Genomic DNA, 24,940 nt, shown 5'->3' with positions numbered 1-24,940 from the left:
AATCGCCTTTAGCTTCCTCGCATCTTAGAATTTTATTGTCATCTAGGTATGCCTTAATCGTAAACCCAATAAAGAAAATTGCAAATAGAAGAGTATTCAAGTCTGTTTTCATCAGGTCATGGAATACTGATATTTTATCACTTGGTTCTTTAATGTGTTTTCTGTAGCTTAACAGGATTGATCCAAGATTAGATACAAATAGGGCATCGTTCATATAACGAATAGCTGTTTTAGAGTTTTTTAAACTGTTATTCTGCCCTTTCGTCTCGATTGGTTTACTAGGGAGAAAGAGTGTTCTTAATTTAGAAAGCATGTTAGAAACATAAGTTACTTAAAGTTAATAAAATAACTATGTAAATTAGATGTATATTCATCTTAACTTTTACGGAGAATTGAAAGACTTGAACCGCTAATTCAATTTCTTATCGAAATTTAGACTTGAAGTTATTTAAATTGGTATTGTTTATATTTGAGTGCTGAGGCCAAACATAAATGAAGAATTGCCACATTGGCTAAAGGTGGTGTTTATTATCTTAATTTTAATTGGGATATTGAATTGGCTCGTATCTCTTTTGGGTTTTGATATTAATGGTTATTTCTTGAAATAGCTACTATACAAACCAATTTTAAGTGTTGTGGAATTTCATGTTTCTTGACAATATTTAAACTCATAAGAAGTTTTCATCTTCCTTTTGCAGTCTTTTTTGTTCTGATTCAGTATTTAGATTTATGTTCTCGAACAACTTGTTAAATAATGTTCCTGGTTTGCGATCAGTTGCGAGTTCAATAAGGTATAATTGATGTGATAGCAATATCGTTGTTTCTTTCGTAGCTAAGTTTCTCAGACGATTTATCTTTATTCCAGTTTTATGTGAAATTATTTCAAAAGTATACTCTTCCAGTGAAAATAAAATCTTACCAATGGATGTAGTTGATGGTTTAATTTTGTTGGAAAGAGGATTATCGCTATTGACAAGTTTCAGATTTGGATAAACTTGTTTAAGTACTACTTCCATTGTATCACCAGTTACTAATGAAATAAGATAGAGTCTTACGGCTGGTATAGAACTAATTTCACCATTTCTCATTCTGCTAAGGTCCGTAGTTGGAATACCTGTCTTATAGTATATTTCGACATTTGACAAGTTGCAGTTTGTTAAGTATCTTCCTAAATAATTCTGTGGTGCTATTTCTTTCACGACTATCTTCTCTTGCTTAAATGTATGCAAGCTGAAACAACGCACCAATTTTTGTTAATTTTGATGTATTTATTGTGAAATAAATTTTTATTAATACAATATTTTGTATATTTACTCATTCAAAAATGGATAATAGAGATTGAAAAAATAATAAAAAAGAATAAGTAGTATATTTTTAACGAGCCTCGCGGTGGAAATCTGGAAAATTTATCAAGCGAGTGTAAGTGTTGCGCTAAAGTCCTACCTTTGTCGGATAGGGCTGGCGCTCGCTTATCCTACTGCATGATAGCCATCCGAAAGGATGGTGAAGTTGAAAGCTGAACCTAGTTCAGTAAGTAGACGGGCCCTCCAGAGCCTCCACTGTAGTTAGGTGCGAGTGACCAGCCCTCTTTTACGAGGATTTGATCCTTGCTCTAAAAAGGTTCGTTACTATGTAACGAACAATGAAAACACTTACCAGAACTGTAATAAATTATGACTTATCCTTTTTTAAAGAGGAGAGGGGCGGTTACATCGTTCTGGCTTTATACAAACTACCAAAATGCCGCAATGGGCATCTTCAATGTTTTGGCTTTTCTTTCCAAACACACAAACCCCATCCGTTTTATTCTTTTAACAGGCTATATGCCCTTAAACCCAAAAATCCAGTTTAGGCTGGTCTATGCCTGCCGCCTATCTTCAAATATTTAGGTTAATTAATTAATGGCGGCAGGTTTAGTTTTTATTTCAACCAACTAACTAAACTTATTAAAATGATATTCAAAAAAATAACGGCTTTTGCCGTAATGGCTGTGCTATGCCTTTTTTTTAAGGTTAATGTGCGGGCACAAACCATACTTATGGGAAAGATAGTTGACGAGCATCAACAGCCCCTGCCCAATGTTACCTTAAAAATAGGGACACAAACAATGGGCGCTTCAAATAATGAGGGAATATTTATAATCCGTGCTAATTTGGCCAAGGGTGTGCTACTGTTCAGTGCAATAGGCTATAAAAAGGGCCAACTACCATTTGAAAAGAGCATGACCAATATTGAAATTGTGCTATATAGCGAAACAGCTAGCTTACAGCAGGTAAACATAGCGAGTACAGGTTTTCAGAATATTCCAAAAGAACGTGCAACAGGAAGTTTTGTGGTAATAGACAGCACTTTATTTAACCGTAAGGTTGGTACTACCGTTCTAGATCGTTTGGACGGGATTACAAGCGGTGTATTATTTAATGGCACAAAATCCCAGAGGACTGTATCAGGCACAGCTACAAGTGTTTTGGGAATTAACATTCGTGGGCAAAGCACCCTTTCCGATGATGTGAGCAAAGATCCCTTGATTATTGTTGACAGCTTTCCCTATATCGGTAGTTTGGAGAACATAAACCCCAACGACGTAGAAAGTATTTCCGTTCTAAAAGATGCCGCAGCAGCAAGTATCTGGGGAGCAAGGAGCGGCAATGGTGTAATCGTTATCACCACCAAAAAGGGACGTTTGAACCAAAAGCCTATAATAGATTTCAATAGTAATATTACCCTTGGAAATAAGATAGACCTCTATGCAAACAAAAAGTTTGTAGATGCCTCTACCTTTATCGATATAGAAAAATACCTGTTTGGGCAAGGCTATTTTACAGCAGATATAGCAAATACAACTACCCGACCAGCTTTGTCGCCGGTGATAGACATATTAGCTGGAAACCTAAGCCAAAGTGAGAAGGACACAAGAATAGACGCTCTGCGCACAATGGACGTGCGCACTGATTACGAAAAGCATTTCTATCAAAAATCCATAAACCAACAAAACTCGCTTAGTATACGTGGAGGTGGAAACCAGATGATTTATGCGCTTTCAATTGGTTACGACAACAATAGAGAAAGTTCGATAGGCAATGGTTACAACAGGATAACAATTAATGCCCAGAATACCTACACCCCAATCAAAAACCTTGATATTACCGCCGCATTAAACTATACCCGTAGTAAAGCATTGAGAAATAATTTAACTGGTTATGGATGGGATGTTGGTGGCAAATATGGCGGTTTGTATCCGTATGCCGATTTAGTTGACGATAACGGAAATGCACTTGTAGTCGTAAAAGGTTATCGTGCAGCTTACGTAAACAGTACAGCTGAACTTGGTTTTCTGGATTGGAAGTACAGGCCTTTGGACGAATTAAGAAATGGAGATGCCAACGATAGAACAAGTAATCTTTTAGCCCGGATTTCAGCAAGGTACAGGTTTACCAAATTTTTAAATGCGGAAGTGCTCTACCAGAACGAAAATCAGAGGATCGATACTTGGGAACATTACAGTAGGGAGACTTATTTTACACGTAACCTGGATATTTCGGCAAAAGTGGCCAGTAAATCCGCGTTTAAACTGACAGGGGATTTCGCTTCAAAGTGACACCCTATTTCGGAGCAAAGTGGCCGTTTTAATGCTTTCAAGCTACTTTTTTATCTATTACATACTACAATCGATTTTCTATTTTAAGCGACAATAAAGCCTTCAGGATTCATTATGAGCTTGAGTGAAGGGCGGTGGGCCGAATCGTGTTTTGGATTGCTTAAATCGTCTTATTTTGAGTCGTTGCCATTTGTTGAATAGCGAGCGCTATTGAAATGGGCTTCTGTGTTCCAAAAATGGACTCAGATGGTGGATGGAGTAGGTTTTGGTGGTTTTGAATCATTAACCAGGAAGCGTCAATCTGGTTTAGGTATATTTGTTCAGGGGAAAGGAACATTATCTACCACTTTTGGCAACCGTTCTGGCGGCCACTTTGCCCCGAAACAAGGGGGCCACTTTTGCCGAAATATCCATCCAATGGTATCAGGGGGTCATTTTACTATGGTTTGTCCAGATTTTCCACCATTGCTCTTAAATCGTTGTCAGTATTCTTCTTGATAGGCGTGATAATTGCATAAGCATTCTGCATCACTAGTAAAACACAAAATAAGATGGAAACAATAGTCCCAAAAATCAGTGTCTTTCCCACAGGGGAAGAAAACACGGCTTACGCAAAATACTTTAGCGGAAAATCCTGGAATGCTCCGCTTACCTCAAACAAAGACTTAAATGTTCCGATGAATAACATTACGTTTGAACCTGGTTGTCGCAACAACTGGCACAAGCACACGGGGGGGCAGATACTAATTGCTGTTGGTGGTGCAGGCTATTATCAGGAACGGGGAAAACAAGCTGTACACATGGAACCCGGTACAGTTATTGAAATTGCCCCAAATGTCGAACATTGGCATGGAGCTGCACCAGCCAGTTGGTTTTCTCATATCGGTATAGCCTGTAACTCCCAAACGAATGAAAATATCTGGCTGGAACCTGTAACCGATGAAGAATATACAGAAGCAACAAGGCAATAAAACTTAAAGGGATGGACAAAAAATTAAAAAAAAATGATATTGTCAATAGATTAACGTATGGAATTAGCAAATGAATTGTCCTGGATTTATTTGTCGTTTAGCAATTGATATGCTTAAATAGGCATTTTTCAAACAAAAAATGAAACAATCTAGTCTAAGTAGATTATAAAAATATTACTTACTGCACAACTTATAAGGCATAATTCTATATTTGCATTATGAGAGTATGGCTAGCCCGTGTTTTTATTGGTCTTGCATTTAGCCTTTTATTGGCCCATAACCTCATTTCGCACCATCACGACGAGCAAGTTATTACATCTTCTCACGATCATCATGATCATGAAGAAGATAATTCTGCCACTCCTTTTGACAATGTGAAACTTGATGGAGACTTCATTCAAAAATTAGATTTTCAACACAACGATATCAGTGTGCCGATAAATCTGATTGTTGTCGAGTATAGCTTTATTCTGGAACCAGTCGTACTTGTTCAGCAGCATGTTCTTCCGCCGCCAGAATATCCCCCTTCACTCTATAATGTCGATGCCTCGTGCTTACGTGGCCCCCCTGCTTATTGTTAATTACCGGAATTATTTGCTTTAAGCAAATGAACAGGGTCGCTTATGCGATCTCTTTTTCTGATTTTTTACAATAAATTTTTAAGATGCTGAATAACATCATAGCGTTTTCTATCAAGAATAAGCTCGTTATTGGTTTGTTTACCCTTGCGTTGATTGCATGGGGTACCTATTCCATTACCAGATTACCCATTGATGCCGTACCTGATATTACAGATAATCAGGTGATGGTCATCACTGTTACACCTACTTTAGCTGCCCAAGAAGCAGAAAGGCTGATTACCTTTCCCGTTGAACAAACCATGGCCAGCATTCCCGGTATCAAACAGATCCGTTCCTTTTCCCGTTTTGGCCTGTCGCTGGTTACGGTCGTCTTTGATGAAGACGTCGACATTTACTGGGCACGCCAGCAGATCAGCGAAAGGCTGAACGATGCCGCAAAACAGATTCCCGAAGGTGTAGGGAAACCCGAAATGGCCCCGGTTACCACAGGGCTTGGAGAAATATACCAATATGTTATCCACCCCAAAAAAGGGTATGAAAAGAAATACAGTGCGATGGAACTGCGTACCATTCAGGACTGGATCGTAAAACGCCAGCTGTTAGGTACGCCGGGCGTGGCCGAGGTCAGTGGATTTGGCGGGTTTGTCAAGCAGTATGAAATCGCCGTAAATCCCGACAGGCTGCGGAGTTTAAACATAAGCATAGCCGATATCTTTAAGGCACTGGAAACCAACAACCAGAATACCGGAGGGGCATACATCAATAAGTCGCCCAATGCCTACTTTATCCGTAGCGAAGGATTGGTGGATGGCCTGGAAGACATTGGTAAGATTGTCATCAAAACCAATAACGGAACCCCGGTACTCATCAGGGACGTAGCTGCCGTACAGTTTGGTAACGGCGTTCGTTATGGTGCCGCAACAAGAAACGGCGAGGGAGAAACCGTTACAGGGATTGTAATGATGCTCAAAGGCGCCAATTCATCAGAAGTGATCAACAATGTTAAGGAAAAAATTGAGCAGATCAAGAAAACCCTGCCCGAGGGCGTAACGATTGAACCCTTTCTGGACCGTAAAAAATTGGTTGATAATGCCATTGGTACCGTATCTAAAAACCTGATCGAAGGTGCATTGATCGTAATCTTTATCCTTATCCTGTTTCTGGGAAACCTGCGTGCAGGACTGGTTGTCGCATCGGTTATTCCACTCGCGATGCTGTTTGCGATCTGTATGATGAACCTGTTCGGGGTTTCAGGAAACCTGATGAGCCTGGGTGCAATTGATTTTGGCCTTATCGTGGATGGGGCCGTAATCATTGTGGAAAGTATAGTCCACCGGATCGCCATTGGTAATTTTGCCATTCAGGGGATTTCAAGGCTGACCCAAAAGCAGATGGATGAAGAAGTTTACCAGGCATCATCCAAGATCAGGACAAGCGCAGCATTTGGTGAGATCATTATCCTCATCGTCTACCTTCCTTTATTGGTATTGGTTGGCATTGAAGGGAAGATGTTCAGGCCAATGGCGCAAACAGTAATGTTTGCCATCCTGGGGGCATTTATCCTCTCCCTTACTTATGTACCGATGATGGCTGCATTGGGCTTAAGCAAAAACACCAGCCATAAGCGTAATTTTTCGGATAAAATGATGGATTACTTTCAGCGCCTGTACAGTCCGCTCATCAAAAAAGCAATTCAGCATAAAGCTGCGGTACTTATTGTTGCTGTTGTACTTTTCGTCTTAAGCATCTTTACTTTCAATCATCTTGGAGGCGAATTTATCCCGCAACTGGACGAAGGAGATTTTGCTGTAGAAACCAGGGTATTGACCGGGAGTTCAATTGACCAGATGATCGAAGTGTCAAGAAAGGCCCAAAAGATTATACTCGGCTTCCCGGAAGTCAAACAGGTGGTCAATAAAATTGGTTCAGGTGAAGTGCCCACCGATCCAATGCCGATTGAGGCGGGTGACATGATGGTGATCCTGAAGGAAAAAAGTGAATGGACAACTGCCAAAACCAGGAAGGAACTGGCCGACACCATGCAAAAAGCACTTTCAGTCATTTCAGGTGCCACCTTTGGTTTTCAGCAGCCCATACAGATGCGTTTCAATGAGCTGATCACTGGCGCCAAACAGGATGTAGTACTGAAAATTTACGGCGAGGACCTGGATGTGCTAACCAGTGAGGCGGCAAAGATCGGTAAGCTGGTCAAGCCGATCGACGGAGTGTACGACCTGTATATAGAAGAGGTTACCGGACTTCCGCAAATACAGATCAGGTTTAACCGGGACAAGATCGCCCAATATGGATTGAACATTGAGGAAGTGAATAGGACAGTGAAAACCGCATTTGCCGGGGAAACCGCAGGACTGGTATATGAGGGAGAAAAACGTTTTGATATGGTCGTTAGACTGGACAAAGATGACCGGCAGGACATTAACAATGTACGCGAACTATACATCTCTACTCCAACAGGACGACAGATTCCTTTACAGGAAGTGGCCAGTGTGGAATTTAAAAATGGTCCTAACCAAATCCAGCGTGATGACACCAAAAGAAGGATCACGGTTGGTTTTAACGTTCGCGACCGTGATGTAGCCAGCATTGTGAAAGAAATCCAGTCAAAGATCGACCAGAAGATTAAACTTCCGGCAGGTTATTATGTGACTTATGGCGGTCAGTTTGAGAACTTACAGGCTGCCAATAAAAGACTGGCCTTTGCCCTTCCTGTAGCGCTGCTGCTCATCCTTTGCTTACTCTATTTCACTTTTAACTCCATGAAACAGACCTTGCTCATTTTTACCGCCATCCCGCTTTCGGCCATTGGTGGCGTTTTTGCCCTGTTGATCAGGGATATGCCATTCAGTATTTCCGCGGGCGTTGGTTTCATTGCACTTTTTGGGGTTGCGGTATTAAACGGTATCGTGCTGATCTCTGAATTTAACCGGCTGAAAGAAGAAGGTATGACCGATATCAACGAAAGGGTACTTACCGGGACAAAGATCAGGCTGCGTCCTGTATTGATGACTGCGGCCGTGGCATCCCTGGGCTTTTTACCAATGGCAATTTCCAATTCGTCGGGTGCAGAGATCCAACGTCCTTTGGCCACGGTGGTGATTGGTGGGTTGCTTACCGCTACCTTACTTACCTTATTGGTATTGCCTGTGCTGTATATCCTTTTTGAGAAGAAGTTTAAAAGGGTTAATACCAACGCTACGCTCAATACGATGGCTGTTTTGGTAGTGTCAACTTTTTTATTCTGGCCTTCAAAAGTACAGGCACAGACGGTTCCACAAGAGAAGTTAAGTCTACAGCAGGCCATTGACCTGGCTTTAAAGAACAATAATGGAATCCGTGCTGCGGGCTTTGAAGTTGACCTTCAAAAAGCCCTAAAAAAAGGGAGTCTGACCCTTGACCGCACGAACGTTGTTTATCAGCAGGGGCAAATTAACAGTAACCAAAGAGACAACCACATCAGTGTCAATCAAAAAATTGAGTTCCCCACAGTCTATTCGGGGCAATCAAAACTGGCTGCCGAAAATGTCAAAAGTGCGCAGGGACAGTTTGATGTGAAAGCCCTGGCTTTAATAGGTAAGGTCAAAGCGGTTTACTATAAGCTGGTTTACCTCGATGAAAAGAAAACACTATTGCGGTTTCAGGATAGCCTGTATACCAATCTGCTCAAAGCAAGCGACCTGCGTTACCGTACCGGAGAAAGCAACAGGCTTGAAAAGGTGACTTCCGAAACCCAGTCTATGGAGCTTAAAAATACCTTAAGACAGGTGGATGCGGATGCGCTGATTGCTGAAAGGGAGCTGCAAACCTTGTTGAATACCAATCAGCAGATTGGTGTAGTTGACCGTAAACTGCAAAGACAGCGTGTTGCCATCTTACAGGATAGCGCAATTCTGGCCCAAAACCCTTACCTGAATTACCTGCAACAGGAACTTAAAGTCAGGGAGCGGGAAACCAATTTGCAAAAGGCGAAAGGACTGCCAGATTTTTCAATCGGTTATTTCAACCAGTCTTTTAAAGGCCCTCAGAATTTTAATGGTACGACAATGACTTATACGGGTGGCGACCGCTTTAGCGGCTTTCAACTGGGGATCGGCATTCCGATTTTACCTGGTGGAAACAGGGCCAAAGTGAATGCAGCCAAAGTAAACCAGCAGATTGCGCAGGCCAATTTACAGGATCAGCAAAGTATGGCCCAAGGTGTTTTCGCACAGCTTTTACAGCAAAACCGTAAACATTCCAGTGCTTTGGATTATTATGAAAATGGTGCGCTGAAGCAGGCAGAACTGATCATCAAAAATGCAGAAGCTGGATTTAAGGGAGGTGAAATTGCTTATCTGCAATACCTGCAAAGCCTTACACTGGCCATTAAAATTAAATCTGATTATCTGGACGAGCTTTTTGCCTACAACCAGAACCTATTGGACATTGAAAATATCACAGGGAAGAAATAAAAAAACAGGATGAAGACACTGAATTATATTGCAGCTTTCACGCTGTCATTTTTAACCCTAACTGCCTGTAACCAGGCAGCTAAGGAAGAACAAAAAGAAGAACCCGCCACTACAAAAGCCAGTGACGAGGTAACACTTTCAAAAGATCAGCATAAGCTTGCCGATCTTCAGACCGGCAAACTGGAAATGCGTACGCTCAGCGACGTGATCAAGGCCAGTGGAGCGATTGACGTGCCACCTGAAAATGTGGTCTCTATTTCCGCACCACTGGGTGGATACATTAAAAGTTCGGGGCTATTGCCAGGTCAGCAAATTCGTAAAGGCCAGGTGATTGCAATTATAGAAAACCCGGTATTTATCGACATTCAGCAGGAATACCTGGAGAGTAAAAGCCGTTTTGAATTTTTGGCGCTGGAGTATAAAAGACAGGAACAGCTAAGAAAGGAAGATGTTAACTCGGCTAAAACTTTTCAGCAGGTCAATTCTGAATACAAGATGATACAGGCCAGAATGAGTGGGCTAGAACAAAAATTATCGATGATCGGTATCAATGCCCGTAATCTGCAATCCGGGAAAATTGCTAAAACAAGCAACCTTTATTCGCCGATCAATGGATATATAACCATAAGCAACGCCACGATAGGAAAGTATGTAAACCCTACGGACGTGATCTTTGAACTGGCCAATAAGGATGAGATGCATCTTTCCTTAAATGTTTACGAAAGGGATGCAGGAAGAATAAAAGTTGGACAGTCCATCAAATTCTCCTTGGCCAATGAGACAGGTTACAACCGTAATGCCAAGGTGTTCCTGATTGGCAAGTCTACCAATAGCGAAGGGACCGTACCTGTGCATTGCCATCTTGAAAATGCGGGAAGTAGCTCACTTTTCCCAGGGATGTATGCCAAGGCGATGATTGAAACAACCGGGCAGTCTGTACCGTCATTGCCAAATGATGCGATCATTCAGGCAGATGGAATGGATTACATTTTTGTTCAGATTGGTGCTGATCAGAACGGATTTACCTTTAAAATGATCCCGGTTAAAAAAGGCATTGAACAGGAAGGCTATACAGAAGTGATTTTACCGGATAACTTCGACCGAAATGCGGCGGTTGTGCTCAAAGGAGCTTATACCTTGCTTTCGGCGATGAAGAATGTAGAGGAATAATGAACAGGGCAACACTCTTATCAGCGTTGAAAGAACCGTTTCGGGCTTTAAAACAAAGAGCATTTGCTACGCTGTATTTTGCGCAGACCATCAGTTTACTTGGGGATGCTTTTACCTGGGTGGGTCTTGCCCTGCTTTCTTATCAGTTCGGTAAAGAAAATTCAGCAGTGATACTGGCATCTGCACTTACCTTAAGAGTGATTGCCTTTATTGTTTTTTCTCCTTTTGCCGGAGTCCTCGCAGACCGCATAGACCGTAAAAAGATACTATACGTGACCCATTTCATACGGATGGGGATCATTTGCTGCCTGCCTTTTGTAAATGCTGAATGGCAGATATATGTATTGGTATTCCTGTTGAATGTGTTCAATGCCTTTTTTACTCCGACTTATAAATCAATTATTCCACAGGTAGTAGACCAGAAGAACTACCGTCAGGCCATCGGGCTTTCTACCGCCACTTTTCAATTGTTAGGTGTGCTAGGGCCCGGGCTTGCTGGGATTATCGCGGTATGGTTTGGACCCAGAGATATCTTTTTTATCGATGGCGTGTCTTTTATATTAGCTGGCATACTGATCCTGATGCTACCCGCCAAATTGATCAGCAGGCCCGTTCAGACAACTTCAGAAAAACCACTATCGGCATGGGCTGATGTAATCAAAGGTGCCAGATTGCTGTTTAGCAATAAATTGATCAGGTTTGCGCTGATCATAGAGTTTATTTCGGCTATAGCAGGTGCACAAATACTTGTTAATACTGTTGGGCACATCAAAAGCGGTCTTGAACTGGACGACAAGCATTATGGCTGGGTAATGGCAGCATTCGGTATCGGAGCCGCTATAGCTGCATTTATTGCCGGAAATCTGGATAAAACCAAAAGCCGCCGTGTTTCTTTAATAGTTGGGGCACTTCTGCTGGGACTTGCCATTTCTAGCGCCAATTATGTCGGTTTTTCGACCTTAATGCTACTGTGGTTGCTGGCAGGATTAGGTCAGAGCTTGGCAGAAATGCCCTCAGAAACGCTTATCGGAGAAAATATCAAAAGTGATGAACAGGGAAAAGTATTTGGTTCGCATTTCGCTTTTTCACATTTATGGTGGGCAATTGCTTATCCTATAGCAGGCTTTACAGGCAGCCGTTTCCCGGGAAATGATTTCCTGTATGGTGGCCTGATCACACTCGGAATGCTGGCTTTAGCATTCCTCTTCACATCAAAAACAAATAAATAATAAATTCTATAAACCATTAATCATTAAAAAATCATGAAAAAAACACTAATTATTGCCGCTCTTGCCTGTGTAGTATTGGGAGCTTGTTCAAGCGAGACGAAACAAGAAACAACTACAGATTCTCCGGCTGTTGAAACAACTGCCACCGCCGATACTACGATGTCAAATGTTGATACCTCATCGGTAGCTAAGGATTCTTTAGCGGTAGATAGTGCAACAAAAGCACATGGTCATTCACACTAATTAAACGCCATCACCTTACCCGATTGAAATTAGGGTAAGGTGGTGGTAAATGGAAGTATAGAAATATGAATTTTAAAAAAATAATTGTACTGGCAATACTGCTAATCTTATGTGGAGCGGGCAGTAATCTTTTCGCACACGGCGTAGATGGCGATACACAAACCTTTTTATCTGGCAACAACGGTGTTGCTTTCGGACCCTTTCTTTATATTGGGGCCAAGCACATGCTTACCGGATACGACCACCTGCTTTTTCTAGTAGGGGTTATATTCTTCTTATACAAACCTAAAGAAGTATTGCTTTATGTGAGTTTTTTCACCATCGGGCATAGTATTACCCTCTTGCTTGGCGTAATGTGTGACGTGGCTATCAATGCCTTTCTGATTGACGCAATTATTGCACTTTCAATTGTGTACAAAGGGTTCGACAATCTTGGTGGTTTCCAGCGCTTCTTTGGCAAACAACCTAACACAAAGGCCGCAGTATTGATCTTTGGTTTGTTTCACGGTTTTGGCCTCGCCAGCAAACTACAGGATTTCAAATTTGGAAAAGATGGTTTATTCACCAATCTTTTGGGCTTTAATTTAGGCGTAGAAATTGGACAATTTATTGCTTTGGCCCTTGTACTCGCATTAATTACTGTTTGGCGGAGATACCCAAGCTTTATGAAGTTCTCAACATTAACAAATACCATGCTCATGGCAGCAGGGTTCCTTTTACTAGGTTTTCAATTAACAGGTTACTTTACATCTTAAAAAAATATACAATGGCAGAAATGAGTCATCAAATCTTAGAAAAAAGCAAAATTATAAAAGCGGTAGTTATCGCAATAGTTGTGGCGGGAGTACTATTGGTTACTGCGGTACTACCAGCTGAATATGGTATCGATCCGCTTGGAACAGGTAAAGCTTTTGGTTTTGCCAAGCTTTATGTCCCTGAACAGGCTGATGGGGAAAATACCGGATTGGTCATGCAAAAAAGCCATCCACCAATCAAGATGGAAAAGGCAGGTTCAGGTCCTGAGGTAAAAAGACCAGCGGAGGCTGATATGCCTGCACCTGCGCAGCAATATGCACTTCGGGAAGACAGCGTAGCTATTCTGGTTCGAGCAGGTAAAGACCTCGAATATAAAATACATATGTTGAAACATGGACAGATGAAATACGAATGGATTACTAATAACGGTGATCTATATTTTGATTTCCACGGTGAACCAAAGGAGTTAAAACCAAGCAAAAATACCTATTTCGACAGCTATACGATTGCCTATTCCAACAATATGGTGGGGACTTTCTTATCGCCGTTTGAAGGTAAACATGGTTGGTATTTCAGGAACAACAGTGATAAAGATATTACCGTTACCCTAAGGCTGAAGGGAGAGTATACACTTTAACTAGTATTTTTGCTTTAATCTTTTAAACCTATTTCAGCCCGTATTTAGCTGAAATAGGGTTTTTCTATTTACCGCGTTTTTAAACTGGTATTTAAACGGTCAGCAACGTTTTCCCAGTTGATGATGCTGAACAGGTTGTCCACAAAATCATTGCGTTTGTTTTTAAATTTAAGGTAGTAAGCATGTTCCCATACATCTAATACAAGTAAAGGAACAACTCCCCATTGCGTCAATTTCTCATGATTCTCGCATTGCAGGATGGTCAGTTTATCCGTATAGGGTTGATAACCTAAAATCCCCCAGCCGTTTCCATCGACATCCTTTGAGGTTTTTGCCAGATAACCTTTCAGTTTTTCATAACTGCCAAAATCTTTTTCTATACGTTTCAGTAATTCCCCTTTTGGGTCTGTTTTTTTGTTATTAAGGTTGGTCCAGAATATGGTATGCAAGATATGCGATGACAAGTGGTATGATAACTTTTTAGTCCAATAATCTATTGTCTCCAGGTTGTTTTCATCCAAAGATTTTTTGATCATTAGCAGGTCCTTATTTGCACCTTTTACGGCGCCCCCATGATGGAAGGTATAATGGAGATTTAGGGTCTCCTCATCCATATAGGGTTCAAGAAAGTTCTGCTGATAAGGTAAAGACAAATGGATAAAATTACCATTCGCATCTACCAGCTTATCCATGCCATTTTCATTCAGGCTGTTACTGAAAACAGAATTTACAGGTAATAAGCTTGCCCCGCCCAGAATGGCTGAGGTCTTCAAAAATTCATTTCTTTTCATTATAAAATTGTTTTAATGATGATTCCAATTATAGCCGAAGCCAATATGAGATGCGGTTCCTTTATTTTTTTGATATAAATTAATGCCAGCATCGAAAACAAGGCGATCAATGCTGTAGGAATATCGGTGATAGAGCGCATGCCAATAACGATTACCGCGCCAACCAATGCTCCAATGACTACGGCAGTAATGCCATCCACAAATGCTTTGATGCTGTTGTTCTTTGCAATCTTTTTAAACGAAGGGGCAAAAGCTACGGTAAAGATATAACAGGGTAAAAAGGTGGCCAGTGCCGCTACACAGGCTCCGGGAAAACCTGCCACCAGATAACCAATAAAGGCAACAGTGATGACAACAGGGCCTGGAGAAACCATAGCGACAGCTACAGAATCTACAAATTGATGTTCATTAAGCCAGCCAAATTCGTTTACCACCCCGCCATGTAGGAAAGGGACAATGGCAAGCCCGCTTCCAAAAACAAAGGTGCCTGCTTTTAGGAAGAACCAGCCCATTTCTTCAAGGGTTTTGCCTTTATATTCCCAGAACCCAATACCTAACAATACCGAAGGAATTACCGTAGGCCGTTTCATCCATCCGGGCGGTGCTTTGACCACCATATAAACCAGGCCACAGGCAACGAATAGCAAAACGTTTTCCTGCTCGGTAACAACCGTCACAACAACCCCTGCAATATAAAATATCCAGAGCAGCCATTTAGAGCGGATGGCAGCCAGGTTCAAGCTACTTACGGATTTGACAGTAAGTCTATAGGCGCTGATGACAATAATGCCAATTACAGCAGCACCCACACCGTAAAACACAGCCTGCATTCCCGGAAGGCCACTATATACTTTATAGGCCATGCCAAGCAGAACAACCATAATAAAGGATGGCAAAACAAAAGCAAGACCAGCGAGGGTAGCCCCCCAAAAGCTGTAATGCACAAAACCCATATAAATACCCAATTGGGCAGCAAGTGGGCCTGGAGCTAGTTGTGCAAGGGCAAGTCCTTCCTTATATTCTTCTTCGCTGATCCATTTTTTATTTTCGACAAGATCACGGTGCATATAGCCTACCAATGCCACCGGCCCGCCAAAGCCCCATGTGCCCAGCTTTAAAAAATACAGGGCCATGTCGCTCGGCTTATAAATAGGTTTTTCTTTTATGATTTCTGCTTCCATGTATGTCTCTCTGTTTGTGCAAATTTTGCCCAGCTGTATAGGGCATCATAAATTTTTAAGCCGATTTCCAGCATTTCAAGGTCATTTGTATAGTTATGAGAAAGCCCTGCCGAGATTGCCCAAAGTCCGGCAGCTTGCGGAGCAAGGTCGAAACGGTCGGTATCTGCGCCGCGTACGATGAGTGCAATCTGTGATAAAGCCGGATCGGTCAAACCGTGCTTCTTTATGATGTAATCAAAAGTACAGTATTCCCCTTCGTGTGTGTATTCGGCGCCTTCTATGTCATAAGGGATAGCATCTAAGGCTTTTGCTTTTTCAAAAACAATCTCTTTCTGTACATAAATAAATTCCGCTTCAGGATCTACGAAATTTTTAATGAGCCAAGGGCAAGCTATACGATCTATTTTAGGCCGTTCACGTGTAATCCATTTCATGATATTCTCTTTAAGTTTAATAATTAGATGCAGGGAGTTACATTTTCATTCCTCCCATAGATTTTCCTTTCTTTTTGCCAAGTACATCCAGGGCGGCCCTAAAACCTTGGGCCAATGTAGCTGCCTGGCCACGCCCGTAATAATGAAGGAAGATCATGTGCGGATCATCGTCAAGCATATGGTTGTGAACGGCTACTATCTCAAGGTTGTTTTTGCGCAGTACTTTAATGACATCATTGACCTCATGCTGCAACATGGCAATATCTCCGGCTATATGCGCATCATCCTGCTTTCCGGCAAAAGATGCCCAACTGTTCAGGCCAATCGCAGCAGTCATTTCCACGCCCATTGCCATGATCTTCAGGTCGCTGCGCCCTATGGTATATTTGTAGGTTGGGCCATTTACTGTGCCGCTATATTTTACAATGGCATCAAGTGCAGCCGTGTCGAAGTTCTCTTTTCCGGTAACCGCTGAAGGAGCAGAAGCCGAAGGCTGATTGGCCGGGAAAATCTTACTGTCACGGATGGTATCGGCATATTTTTTTGCAAGCTCTTCCACGCTGCCCATCCCATGTATGTGCATGTAAAAAATGCGTGGTTCCTCATAAAAGAAATGGTTGTGTATCGCTGCAATTTCCAGGCCATTGGCATGTGCCGCAGATATCAGGGGATTGACCTCTTCCTGGAGCAATACCGTATCGCTCATTACCATTGCAGATTTACCATCTGTAGTTTTCTTGAAAGCCACCCAGCCTCCAAAACCGAAAGGGATTGGAACAGCTTCGCCCTTGATCTTCATTTTAAGGTCGTTTCTGGGCAATGGGGTCAGGTGTGTAAATTCAGCTTCTTTATAAGCTCCTTTTTTACCCAGGGCTGTCTCAATTGAAGCCATTTCGGAGGCTGACAACGGCGGTGTCTTTTCGGCGGTTATAATGCCCATTGCGCTGGCCCTGTCAATTCCGGTCAGCAATGCTGTGCCAAGAACAGCAGTTGCTTTTAAGGCATGTCGGCGGGTGAAATTTGAATTTTCCATGATCTGTAATTGTTATACAAGTTTATTAAAGTTCGATACCAGAAAATAGAACGTATTCTACTTTTGGTATCTTTTTTACCTTTTTGATGTGATAATTGTGCCCTTTATAGCTCATTTAATGAGCGCAGGGATTACCTTAACTTCTGCTTTTAATTCTTCCGTACCTTTTTGAACAAGGGTGTCCCCAGGCTTGATGTCGCCGAAGACCTCAATTTTATCACCCATGTTAAATCCGGGGCGTACATCTATCCATTGGGTCAGTCCGCCTGACACCCTGATGATAAACTTTTTTTCAAGTGTGGTTACTACAGCAGAAGCCGGGACGACCGTTGAAGGCTGCTGCCGCAGGAAAACAAGTTTTGCATCTGCGTAACTTCCCGGCTTAAGCTGATTGCCCGGATTGGGCACTTCAAACTCCCAGACCTCACTGCGGCTATCATGATCAATTCTTCCGGCCTTACGGACCAGTTTTGCTCTGAATTTTTTATCCGGCATGGAGCGTGTGGTCAGTTCGGCTGCATCGTTTAGCAAAATGGCATCCGCGTAGGCTTCAGGCACAGCTACCTGTAGCCTCAGTACACCATTGTCCGCCAGTTCAAACAACGGTTTTTCATTGGGACTGCCTACAAATGATCCGGTCACAACATTTCTTTTGGTAATGATGCCGCTATAGGGTGCCATTATAGCAAGATAATTGCCTACCTGTTTTGCGGAGGCAGCCGATGACTGGTTGGCCCGATATTCCAGGCTGTCTGCCATCATCTGGTTCTTTACCCGCTGAAGCTCGCTGACGGCAATCACCCCATCGGTCTGCGAGGCAGTATGGATACGGTCAAAGTAGTCCTTGCTGGATAAATAACGTGAGCGAGCAGCCCTTGCCTTTTCGTTCAGCTCCTGGATACGGGTATCGAGTTCAGGGGCTTCGATCAATGCCAGGATCTGTCCTTTGGAAACCTTTGAACCAATATCAACATACATTTTGCGGATATAGCCCTGAACTTTGGCCCGTATTTGTGCGTCTTCGTTCGGAAGCAGTTCTCCGGGAAATGTAAGCATCTTTTTTACGGAATCTGTTTTCAGGACGAAGACCTTTACCGAATCGATCTTGTTTTCGCTTTTTTCAGTCGTGGTTACATTCGGCTTTTTCTCGGAACATGCCGCTAAAATCAGCAGCAGTAAAATACTTCCGGCAGCATGTCTCATGGGAAAACTATATTTAGATATTGTTGTCATAATATGTCGAGTTTTTATCGTTTGGATCAAGTGATACAGAACTTTGTTGTTCTTTATTTTTTAGTTGGTCATATGCGAGTGGAACCAGCCAAAGGCTGATGACTGTACTGAACAGCAATCCGCCGATTACGGCAATTCCAAGAGGTGCAGTCTGCTGTCCGCTTTCGCCCAGCCCCAGCGACATGGGGATCATCCCCACGATCATAGCTGCACTGGTCATCAGTATTGGTCGGAAACGGTTCAGTGCTGCCTGCACACCCAGGGAACCTGTAGCCAGCCCATTTCTCCTGATTGTTTCGGCACTGGCTACAATCAATATCGAATTGGAGACTGCTACCCCTACAGCCATGATACAGCCCATAAAAGACTGGATATTTATCGTATTGCCCGTAAGCCATAACAAGAGCATGGAACCGGCCAATGCACCAGGGAGTACCGAGAGCACAGAAAGGCTCAGTCGCAGGGACTGAAAATAAGCAGTCAGCATCAGTCCAATCACCAGAATGGCAAGCATCAGGCCGGTAGAAAGTTCAGTGGTTGTCTGGCCCAGCATCTCCGACTGTCCGCGCAGGTATACTTTTACGCCCTGTGGCAGTTCGCCGAGTTTTTTTATTTCTGTGTTGATGTCCCGGATGGCACTTCCCAGGTCTTTGCTGTAAATATTGGCTGTAAGGGTAATAAAACGCTGCTGGTTAATCCGGTCATATTCCCCGATGGTATTGCCCGTTTTCCAGTCTGCCACATCTCTCAGGTAGACCATGTTATCGCCAGATTTACCAACGGGTATCTGGTTCACCTGTTCAGGGTTGCTCATGATAAACTGCGGATATTCTACCTGCACCTGGTAAGCATTCCCTGAAGTTTTGTCCAGCCAGTATACTGGCTGGGTATAGCGGCTGGAGGAAGTACCTTCGGCTACCGACCGACCGGCCTGATCGACGGTCAGTCCCATTTGCCCCAATCGGACACGGTCATAATTGATCTGCATGGTCGGGTAGTCCAATGGCTGCGCCAATTGCAGGTCGCGCAGGTAAGAAATAGCCCCAAGCGATTTTTTTAGTTTATCTGCCAGCTCCCGGCTTTGTGCCAGGTTTTTTCCCTGAACGACCAGTTCAACGGGATTATTTGCACCCATGCTCATCACCTGGTCCACCAGATCTGCCGGTTCAAAGGAAAGCTGCGCACCGGGTATTTTTTTTGCTATATCCGTCCGCAGTTTTTCTTTTAATTCCTCAATGGCAACGCCCGAACCTTTTTTCAGGTTCACTTTTATAACGGCTTCATGAGGCCCGCTGGTATAGAGAAAAATGGGGTTGATGGCAAATGTTGGTGGTTGTAGCCCCACAAAAGATGAGGTAATGGCAATATTGTCCTTCCCGGCCTCATCGGCCAATAGCTGCAAGGTTTTTTTGGTCGCATCTTCTGTGCGTTCGATCCGGGTTCCCGTGGGCATCCTCAACCGTAGCTGGAGCTGCCCGGCATCTACTTTGGGGAATATTTCCGAACCTGCCTGCCTGTAACCGAAAAAGGCAATAACCAACAATACAATAAGTACGGCTGGCACGATCAAATGACCAATGGGCGTTGTTCTGTCAATTATTCTGGATAGGCGTTGTTTTGCTTTTTCCAATCCCGGTTCATGATGCTTTTTGTAGGTCTTTTTAAGCATCCAGTTTGCCAGGACAGGTACCAGGGTTTGCGACAAAAGAAATGAAGCGATCATCGCAAAACCTACAGCCAGTGAAAGCGGAAGGAACATAGAACGCGGTACGCCTGACATCAGTACCGAAGGAACAAATACCGCCAGGATACTCAACAAGATCAGTATTTTGGGCGTAGCTATTTCTACACAGGCATCCCAGATCGCCCGTGGCCTGGATTTGCCCAGTTCCAGGTGATGATGGATATTTTCGATGGTGACCGTCGATTCGTCTACCAATATTCCAACGGCAAGGGCAAGCCCGCCAAGGGTCATGATATTAAGGGTCTGTCCCGTAAGGTAAAGACACAGAACGGAGCTTAACAGTGCCAGCGGGATTGTAATGATGACAATCAGCGCACTGCGCAGATCGCGAAGGAACAGGAGTACCATAAGCCCTGTCAGCAAAGCACCAAGAGCGCCTTCGGTAAGCAGGCTTTTAAGAGAGTTGATGACATATCCCGACTGGTCGAACTCGTAAGAAACTTTAATGTCATCGGGAATGGCGGCCTGCATATCCGGCAGGGCTTTTTTAATGGATTGCACGACATCCCAGGTAGAGGCGTCCGCTCTTTTTGTAACCGGAATATAGACCGAACGCTTACCATTGATCAGCGCATAGCCTGTGGTCACGTCGGCCCCATTATCAACGGTTGCGACATCCCTTACCTGTACGGGCGTACCATTTACTGTTTTTACCGTAACATTTTCCAGCTCCTTAAAATTATCGACCACACTGTTGGTTGCAGTGATCACCGCCTTATCATTGGTGCGGATCGTTCCTGCCGGTAATATTGAATTGTTGCGGGCCACAGCCACTGCAATTTCATCGGGGGTCAGGTTATAGCTTCTGACACGCTCCGGGTCCGCTTTTATCACTACGGTACGCTGGTTCCCCCCGAACGGTGGCGGTGCGGATACGCCTTGCAAAGCTGCAAACATGGGACGAACTTTAAACAGTGCCAGATCCTGGATTTCATTTAGGGAACGGGTGTCGCTTCTGAATACCAGTTGGCCGACCGGAACCGACCCCGCATCATAACGCATCACAAACGGAGGCAGCGTACCTGGGGGCATAAAAGACCTGGCCCTGTTGACATAGGAAATGACCTCGGCCATTGCATTGGCCATATTGGTTCCTTCGTAAAATTGCAGCTTGATCAGGCTCAGTCCCTGAATAGACTTGCTTTCTACCGCTTTTATTCCGGTCACATACAGGAAATGGTATTCATAATAGGAAGTTACATATCCTTCCATTTGTTGTGGTGATAGTCCGCCGTAAGTCTGTGCCACATAGATCGTAGGGGCATTTACTGCCGGAAAGATATCAATCGGTGTTTTCTTTGTTGCCAGTACCGAGAAAATTACAATGCCGATTACCAATACGAGAATAGCAATAGGTCTACGCAATGCCAGTTGAATTAATTTTATCATTTTCCTTACCTGATTTCGTTTAAAAAAATAGTCACGTCACCTTTTACGGCAGCTTCCAGCAGGAGCGCTTTCCAGGCATCCCAATAAGACTGTTTCAGATCCAGCTCCGATTTCAATAGGTTGTACTGCGTTTGGATAAGGTCGGAGAAATTGACCAGTCCCGTATTGTACCTGATCTGCATGGCATGGAAAGCGGTCTGTGCAGATTTGAGCTGGGCATTTGTCTCTGAGGCTACCTGTAAACTATGTGCAAATGTGGTATTGGCAATCTGCTGCTGAACGGATAGTTCCGAGCGCTGGTCTTCCAGACGTGCGGCGGCGGCTTTTGATAAAAAAGCCTGTTGCTGCAACTGCCTTTTTGCTTCTCCATATTTCATGAGGGGAAATACCAATTGCAGCCCTGCGCTATAGTTATACCGGTTGAGCTTCATTCCTTCCCATGTTTCCAAAGTGCCATCCGCCTGAAAACCGGAGCCCCTGGCAAAGCCGGTTCCCCAGATGTTTATTTTTGGGAGATAGGATTTTTTGATCTGCTGCTCCTTTGACTGGCTCAGTGAAAACTGGCTCTGGGCATATTGCATGGATGGATGCAGTGAAAAATCGCTGTTTGCAGGAAAAGGCATTGAAGGCAATTGGAACAGGAACAGGGAATCCTGCGGCAAGGGCAGATGATCCAGAACGATCAAACGGGCCAGTTTCCACTGCAAGGTCTCTAATTGCCTGGAGGCATTGATATATTCTATTTTTGCCTTTGACAATTCTGACTGGAACAGTGCAGTATCTACTCCGGCCTTGATGCCACTATTGGCCAGCACGCGGCTCTGCCGCAGGTTGGCCTCCACCCGCTCAATATTGTGCTGATGGATGCTCAGATTGGCATTAAAGAGCAGTACATCAAGGTAGCAGCTGATAATATTGATGGTGTGCTGGAATCGTTCTTTTTGCAGCCCGGCTTTCTGGACCCCAGCCTCTGACACGGCTACATTTATCCTGGCATTCCTTTCCCCAAAGGTAACAGCCTGCCAGTTCAGCAATACGGCCGCTGCACTTCCCGTACCCGGCTCAAATTTGTTTCCCGATGTCGGTGGACCTGAAATTGGCAGGATGCCAGTCGGATAAAAAGTACCGATCAGGTTATTGGCCGTTGAAACTCCTGCCTGGTAACTGACGTCAAGGCTTGGAAGCCTGCTGTATTTTACCACATTCACGTTGCCTTCTGCTGCCTCGATATTGTATTTCTGGGCCTGGAGCAGGTGGTATCGCTGCTCACCGATGGTTACCGCATCTTTCAGGCGGATCAGAGTATCTGTCTGCTGGGCTGAGACAGTAGCTGATGAAATGGTCAGCAGTAAAACCGGCAGCCATTTCTTTTTTAAAATCGTGTACAATATGTTATGCATTAGTCTTCGAATTTGAATTCTAAGCAAAATTAAATACCGATTTTGGAGACATTTTGGAATGGCCTTTATCCAAATGAAATTTCTACGGTATGCCAGCCATTTTTATAATTATAGGTTACATTATATTGATAAAGCTGGCTGATCTGTTTGACCAAGGCCAGTCCCAAACCAGTTGTTTTTTTCTGGTGCGAGTTCTTTTTGAAACGTTCAAATAATTCTGTCGTGGCAACCAGGAGCGGTTCTCCCGTATTCTCAATTTTCAATACACCGCTTTTGATGGTTATCGCTACTTTCTTTTCATCGTTATTGTGCACAATGGCATTATAGATGAGATTGGAGATCAGGATTTCAACCAGCGAACGATTGGCGGTTACATTAATTTCTTCTTCGATGAAAGTCTCTATCGGGGGGCATTCGTCAAAATAATCCATACAGGATGCGGATATTTTCTGAACAATTTCGCTCACATTCACCGGTTCTGTATCCGGGAACTGGTTGTTCTCTATTTTGGCAAGCAGCAACAGTGTCCTGTTCATCTCGCTCAGGCGGTTTGTTGCATTGCTGATGTCGCCCAGCAAGGTTGCCTCTTTTTCGGTGATGTTTGGCTGGTTAATGAGCAGTTCAAGTTTAGCACGGATAATGGCCAATGGTGTCTGGATTTCGTGGGAGGCATTTTCTACAAAATGTTTTTGCTGGAAGTACGCCTTGTTTACACGCACCGTTAATTTATTGAGGGTGGTATTCAGCCGGTCGAACTCGGTAGTACCCGTTTGCTCGGAAAGCTGTAGCCGGGCGTTTCTGATTACATCAAAATTCTCCGCGGCGTCTATGCTTATAGAAAAAGGCCGCCAAAGCCTGTTCGAGCTTTTTCTGCTGAGAATGATGATTGCGACCAATAATACCAAAAGAATAATGGCTTCAGTCGTAAATACTTTTATGATCAGATGCGAGGTTTCAGTTGATGAAATATACGTAGAAACAAGATAGGCGCGATCTTTCCAGTGAAACCGGCTGGTGAGCACCTGGAACGGAAGTGTTGTGTTTCTGTCCTTAAAAGATAAGATCGTATCCCTGGGGATGTCGAGTGGTACAGATATGGAAGAGGCGCTTTCAATAATGTCATACTCTCCTATAATCTGTTTTTCTAAGGTGCCGGATGTTGATATGAATTTGCTCCATATATTCTTTTGTTTTAACAGAAGGTATTTTTCCTCGGCATGATGCGCATGTTTACGGAGCATGACATAGAATACCCCTGAACAGGCCAATAGAATGACGGGCAGCCATATCAATAACAAATTGGTGTTGCGTTGTAAGAGTGGTTTGCTCATAATGAAATCTTGTATCCTAATCCATAAACCGTTTGAATCAATTCATCGCAGCCGTTTTCTTTCAGTTTACGTTTCAGGTTTTTTACCTGTGAGTAGACAAAATCAAATGACGGCATATTGTCGGTACGGTCGCCGTAAATATGTTCGGCAATGGCTTGCCTGCTGATTACACGATTGGGGTTATTTAACAGGTAGGCCACCAGATCAAATTCACTACGGGTAAGTAATACCTGTTGTCCATTGCAGGTAAGCTGTCTTGATGAGAGGTTAAGCTTCAATGGCCCCATTTCGAGTACATGAACCCCCTGGTTGTATTTTCTGCGGATCAAGGCTTTCACTCTTGCATTAAGCTCTGAAAGGTGAAAAGGTTTCGTAACATAGTCATCTGCTCCCAGGGATAATCCTTCCACTTTATCATCTAATGAATTACGGGCCGAAATTATGATCACGCCGTCCTGCTTTTTGTCTTCGCGAAGATGGTTCAATAGTTTAAGGCCATTGCCATCGGGCAGGTTAATATCGAGAATAACACAATCATAATCAAAGGACTCGATTCTGGCAATCCCTTCCCGGAACGTGGTAACACCTTCACAGCGAAAGTCTTCCTGGGTAAAGTACTCCAGTATACTTTGCAACAGATCCGGTTCATCTTCAACTACCAGTAGTTTCATAACAATTATTTAAAAAACAAAATTACTTATCAATTTTGGAGAAAATTTGGAAACTTGTATTGGGATACTATATCTAAAT

General features: G+C 43.4%; 19 protein-coding genes. 9 read left to right on the top strand and 10 right to left on the bottom strand.

What is annotated here, in order from left to right:
- Positions 1-668: 668 nt before the first annotated feature.
- A complete protein-coding gene (locus DUT71_RS15240) occupies positions 669-1,199 on the bottom strand; it encodes a hypothetical protein (RefSeq protein ID WP_162796065.1) in 531 nt (176 codons plus the stop codon).
- A 752-nt stretch (positions 1,200-1,951) separates the two neighbouring features.
- On the opposite strand from DUT71_RS15240, the gene DUT71_RS15230 reads away from it, so the two are divergent.
- From DUT71_RS15230 to DUT71_RS15190, 9 genes are all read left to right on the top strand, one after another.
- Complete coding sequence (locus DUT71_RS15230) at positions 1,952-3,598, top strand: TonB-dependent receptor plug domain-containing protein (protein ID WP_113663410.1); 1,647 nt, start codon at positions 1,952-1,954, stop codon at positions 3,596-3,598.
- Positions 3,599-4,149: 551 nt separating this feature from the next.
- Positions 4,150-4,569: a cupin domain-containing protein gene (locus tag DUT71_RS15225; RefSeq protein ID WP_113663409.1), complete on the top strand. Its 420-nt coding sequence runs from the start codon at positions 4,150-4,152 to the stop codon at positions 4,567-4,569.
- 218 nt (positions 4,570-4,787) lie between these two features.
- A complete protein-coding gene (locus DUT71_RS15220; protein WP_113663408.1) occupies positions 4,788-5,150 on the top strand; it encodes a hypothetical protein in 363 nt (120 codons plus the stop codon).
- Positions 5,151-5,233: 83 nt separating this feature from the next.
- Complete coding sequence (locus DUT71_RS15215; protein WP_113663407.1) at positions 5,234-9,619, top strand: CusA/CzcA family heavy metal efflux RND transporter; 4,386 nt, start codon at positions 5,234-5,236, stop codon at positions 9,617-9,619.
- Positions 9,620-9,628: 9 nt separating this feature from the next.
- Positions 9,629-10,789, top strand: a complete 1,161-nt coding sequence (locus DUT71_RS15210; protein WP_113663406.1) for an efflux RND transporter periplasmic adaptor subunit — start codon at positions 9,629-9,631, stop codon at positions 10,787-10,789.
- Positions 10,789-12,018, top strand: coding sequence for an MFS transporter (locus DUT71_RS15205; protein WP_113663405.1), 1,230 nt, complete (start codon positions 10,789-10,791; stop codon positions 12,016-12,018). Before DUT71_RS15210 ends, DUT71_RS15205 begins: the two co-directional genes overlap by 1 nt.
- Before the next feature lie 33 nt (positions 12,019-12,051).
- Entirely contained in the window at positions 12,052-12,261 is a 210-nt protein-coding gene (locus DUT71_RS15200) for a hypothetical protein (protein ID WP_113663404.1), read from the top strand.
- Positions 12,262-12,326: 65 nt separating this feature from the next.
- Positions 12,327-13,016, top strand: a complete 690-nt coding sequence (locus tag DUT71_RS15195) for a HupE/UreJ family protein (protein ID WP_113663403.1) — start codon at positions 12,327-12,329, stop codon at positions 13,014-13,016.
- 11 nt (positions 13,017-13,027) lie between these two features.
- Positions 13,028-13,654 (top strand): hypothetical protein, encoded by a 627-nt coding sequence (locus tag DUT71_RS15190; protein ID WP_113663402.1) that lies wholly within the window; start codon positions 13,028-13,030, stop codon positions 13,652-13,654.
- A 68-nt stretch (positions 13,655-13,722) separates the two neighbouring features.
- Here the strand turns inward: DUT71_RS15190 and DUT71_RS15185 are convergent, their stop codons facing one another.
- From DUT71_RS15185 to DUT71_RS15145, 9 genes are all read right to left on the bottom strand, one after another.
- A complete protein-coding gene (locus DUT71_RS15185) occupies positions 13,723-14,445 on the bottom strand; it encodes a superoxide dismutase (RefSeq protein WP_113663401.1) in 723 nt (240 codons plus the stop codon).
- Positions 14,445-15,626, bottom strand: coding sequence for a chromate transporter (locus DUT71_RS15180; protein ID WP_113663400.1), 1,182 nt, complete (start codon positions 15,624-15,626; stop codon positions 14,445-14,447). Before DUT71_RS15180 ends, DUT71_RS15185 begins: the two co-directional genes overlap by 1 nt.
- Positions 15,608-16,060: a chromate resistance protein ChrB domain-containing protein gene (locus DUT71_RS15175; protein ID WP_113663399.1), complete on the bottom strand. Its 453-nt coding sequence runs from the start codon at positions 16,058-16,060 to the stop codon at positions 15,608-15,610. Before DUT71_RS15175 ends, DUT71_RS15180 begins: the two co-directional genes overlap by 19 nt.
- A 37-nt stretch (positions 16,061-16,097) precedes the next feature.
- The gene (locus DUT71_RS15170; RefSeq protein WP_113663398.1) at positions 16,098-17,093 is read right to left on the bottom strand and encodes a DUF1259 domain-containing protein; all 996 of its coding nucleotides are present in this window, start codon (positions 17,091-17,093) and stop codon (positions 16,098-16,100) included.
- Between the two features lie 111 nt (positions 17,094-17,204).
- A complete protein-coding gene (locus DUT71_RS15165; protein ID WP_162796064.1) occupies positions 17,205-18,296 on the bottom strand; it encodes an efflux RND transporter periplasmic adaptor subunit in 1,092 nt (363 codons plus the stop codon).
- Between the two features lie 13 nt (positions 18,297-18,309).
- A complete protein-coding gene (locus tag DUT71_RS15160) occupies positions 18,310-21,459 on the bottom strand; it encodes an efflux RND transporter permease subunit (protein ID WP_113663396.1) in 3,150 nt (1,049 codons plus the stop codon).
- Between the two features lie 5 nt (positions 21,460-21,464).
- Positions 21,465-22,847, bottom strand: coding sequence for a TolC family protein (locus DUT71_RS15155; protein ID WP_205313965.1), 1,383 nt, complete (start codon positions 22,845-22,847; stop codon positions 21,465-21,467).
- A gap of 77 nt (positions 22,848-22,924) precedes the next feature.
- Positions 22,925-24,190, bottom strand: a complete 1,266-nt coding sequence (locus DUT71_RS15150) for a sensor histidine kinase (RefSeq protein WP_113663394.1) — start codon at positions 24,188-24,190, stop codon at positions 22,925-22,927.
- On the bottom strand, positions 24,187-24,861 hold the full coding sequence (locus DUT71_RS15145) for a response regulator transcription factor (RefSeq protein WP_113663393.1): 675 nt from the start codon (positions 24,859-24,861) through the stop codon (positions 24,187-24,189). Before DUT71_RS15145 ends, DUT71_RS15150 begins: the two co-directional genes overlap by 4 nt.
- Positions 24,862-24,940 lie beyond the last annotated feature (79 nt).

Source organism: Pedobacter nanyangensis (assembly GCF_003313505.1).
Lineage (GTDB): Bacteria > Bacteroidota > Bacteroidia > Sphingobacteriales > Sphingobacteriaceae > Pedobacter > Pedobacter nanyangensis.
Note: the sequence above shows the minus strand (reverse complement) of the source record. Positions and strands in the feature narration are given on the sequence as shown.

Excerpts from the sequence above, each read along its gene's own strand:
- DUT71_RS15180 (WP_113663400.1), bottom strand. The coding sequence starts at position 15,626 with ATGGAAGCAGAAATCATAAAAGAAAAACCTATTTATAAGCCGAGCGAC.
- DUT71_RS15145 (WP_113663393.1), bottom strand. The coding sequence starts at position 24,861 with ATGAAACTACTGGTAGTTGAAGATGAACCGGATCTGTTGCAAAGTATA.
- DUT71_RS15215 (WP_113663407.1), top strand. The coding sequence starts at position 5,234 with ATGCTGAATAACATCATAGCGTTTTCTATCAAGAATAAGCTCGTTATT.
- DUT71_RS15220 (WP_113663408.1), top strand. The coding sequence starts at position 4,788 with ATGAGAGTATGGCTAGCCCGTGTTTTTATTGGTCTTGCATTTAGCCTT.
- DUT71_RS15170 (WP_113663398.1), bottom strand. The coding sequence starts at position 17,093 with ATGGAAAATTCAAATTTCACCCGCCGACATGCCTTAAAAGCAACTGCT.
- DUT71_RS15210 (WP_113663406.1), top strand. The coding sequence starts at position 9,629 with ATGAAGACACTGAATTATATTGCAGCTTTCACGCTGTCATTTTTAACC.
- DUT71_RS15225 (WP_113663409.1), top strand. The coding sequence starts at position 4,150 with ATGGAAACAATAGTCCCAAAAATCAGTGTCTTTCCCACAGGGGAAGAA.
- DUT71_RS15190 (WP_113663402.1), top strand. The coding sequence starts at position 13,028 with ATGGCAGAAATGAGTCATCAAATCTTAGAAAAAAGCAAAATTATAAAA.
- DUT71_RS15230 (WP_113663410.1), top strand. The coding sequence starts at position 1,952 with ATGATATTCAAAAAAATAACGGCTTTTGCCGTAATGGCTGTGCTATGC.
- DUT71_RS15160 (WP_113663396.1), bottom strand. The coding sequence starts at position 21,459 with ATGATAAAATTAATTCAACTGGCATTGCGTAGACCTATTGCTATTCTC.
- DUT71_RS15205 (WP_113663405.1), top strand. The coding sequence starts at position 10,789 with ATGAACAGGGCAACACTCTTATCAGCGTTGAAAGAACCGTTTCGGGCT.
- DUT71_RS15195 (WP_113663403.1), top strand. The coding sequence starts at position 12,327 with ATGAATTTTAAAAAAATAATTGTACTGGCAATACTGCTAATCTTATGT.
- DUT71_RS15175 (WP_113663399.1), bottom strand. The coding sequence starts at position 16,060 with ATGAAATGGATTACACGTGAACGGCCTAAAATAGATCGTATAGCTTGC.
- DUT71_RS15185 (WP_113663401.1), bottom strand. The coding sequence starts at position 14,445 with ATGAAAAGAAATGAATTTTTGAAGACCTCAGCCATTCTGGGCGGGGCA.
- DUT71_RS15150 (WP_113663394.1), bottom strand. The coding sequence starts at position 24,190 with ATGAGCAAACCACTCTTACAACGCAACACCAATTTGTTATTGATATGG.
- DUT71_RS15200 (WP_113663404.1), top strand. The coding sequence starts at position 12,052 with ATGAAAAAAACACTAATTATTGCCGCTCTTGCCTGTGTAGTATTGGGA.
- DUT71_RS15165 (WP_162796064.1), bottom strand. The coding sequence starts at position 18,296 with ATGAGACATGCTGCCGGAAGTATTTTACTGCTGCTGATTTTAGCGGCA.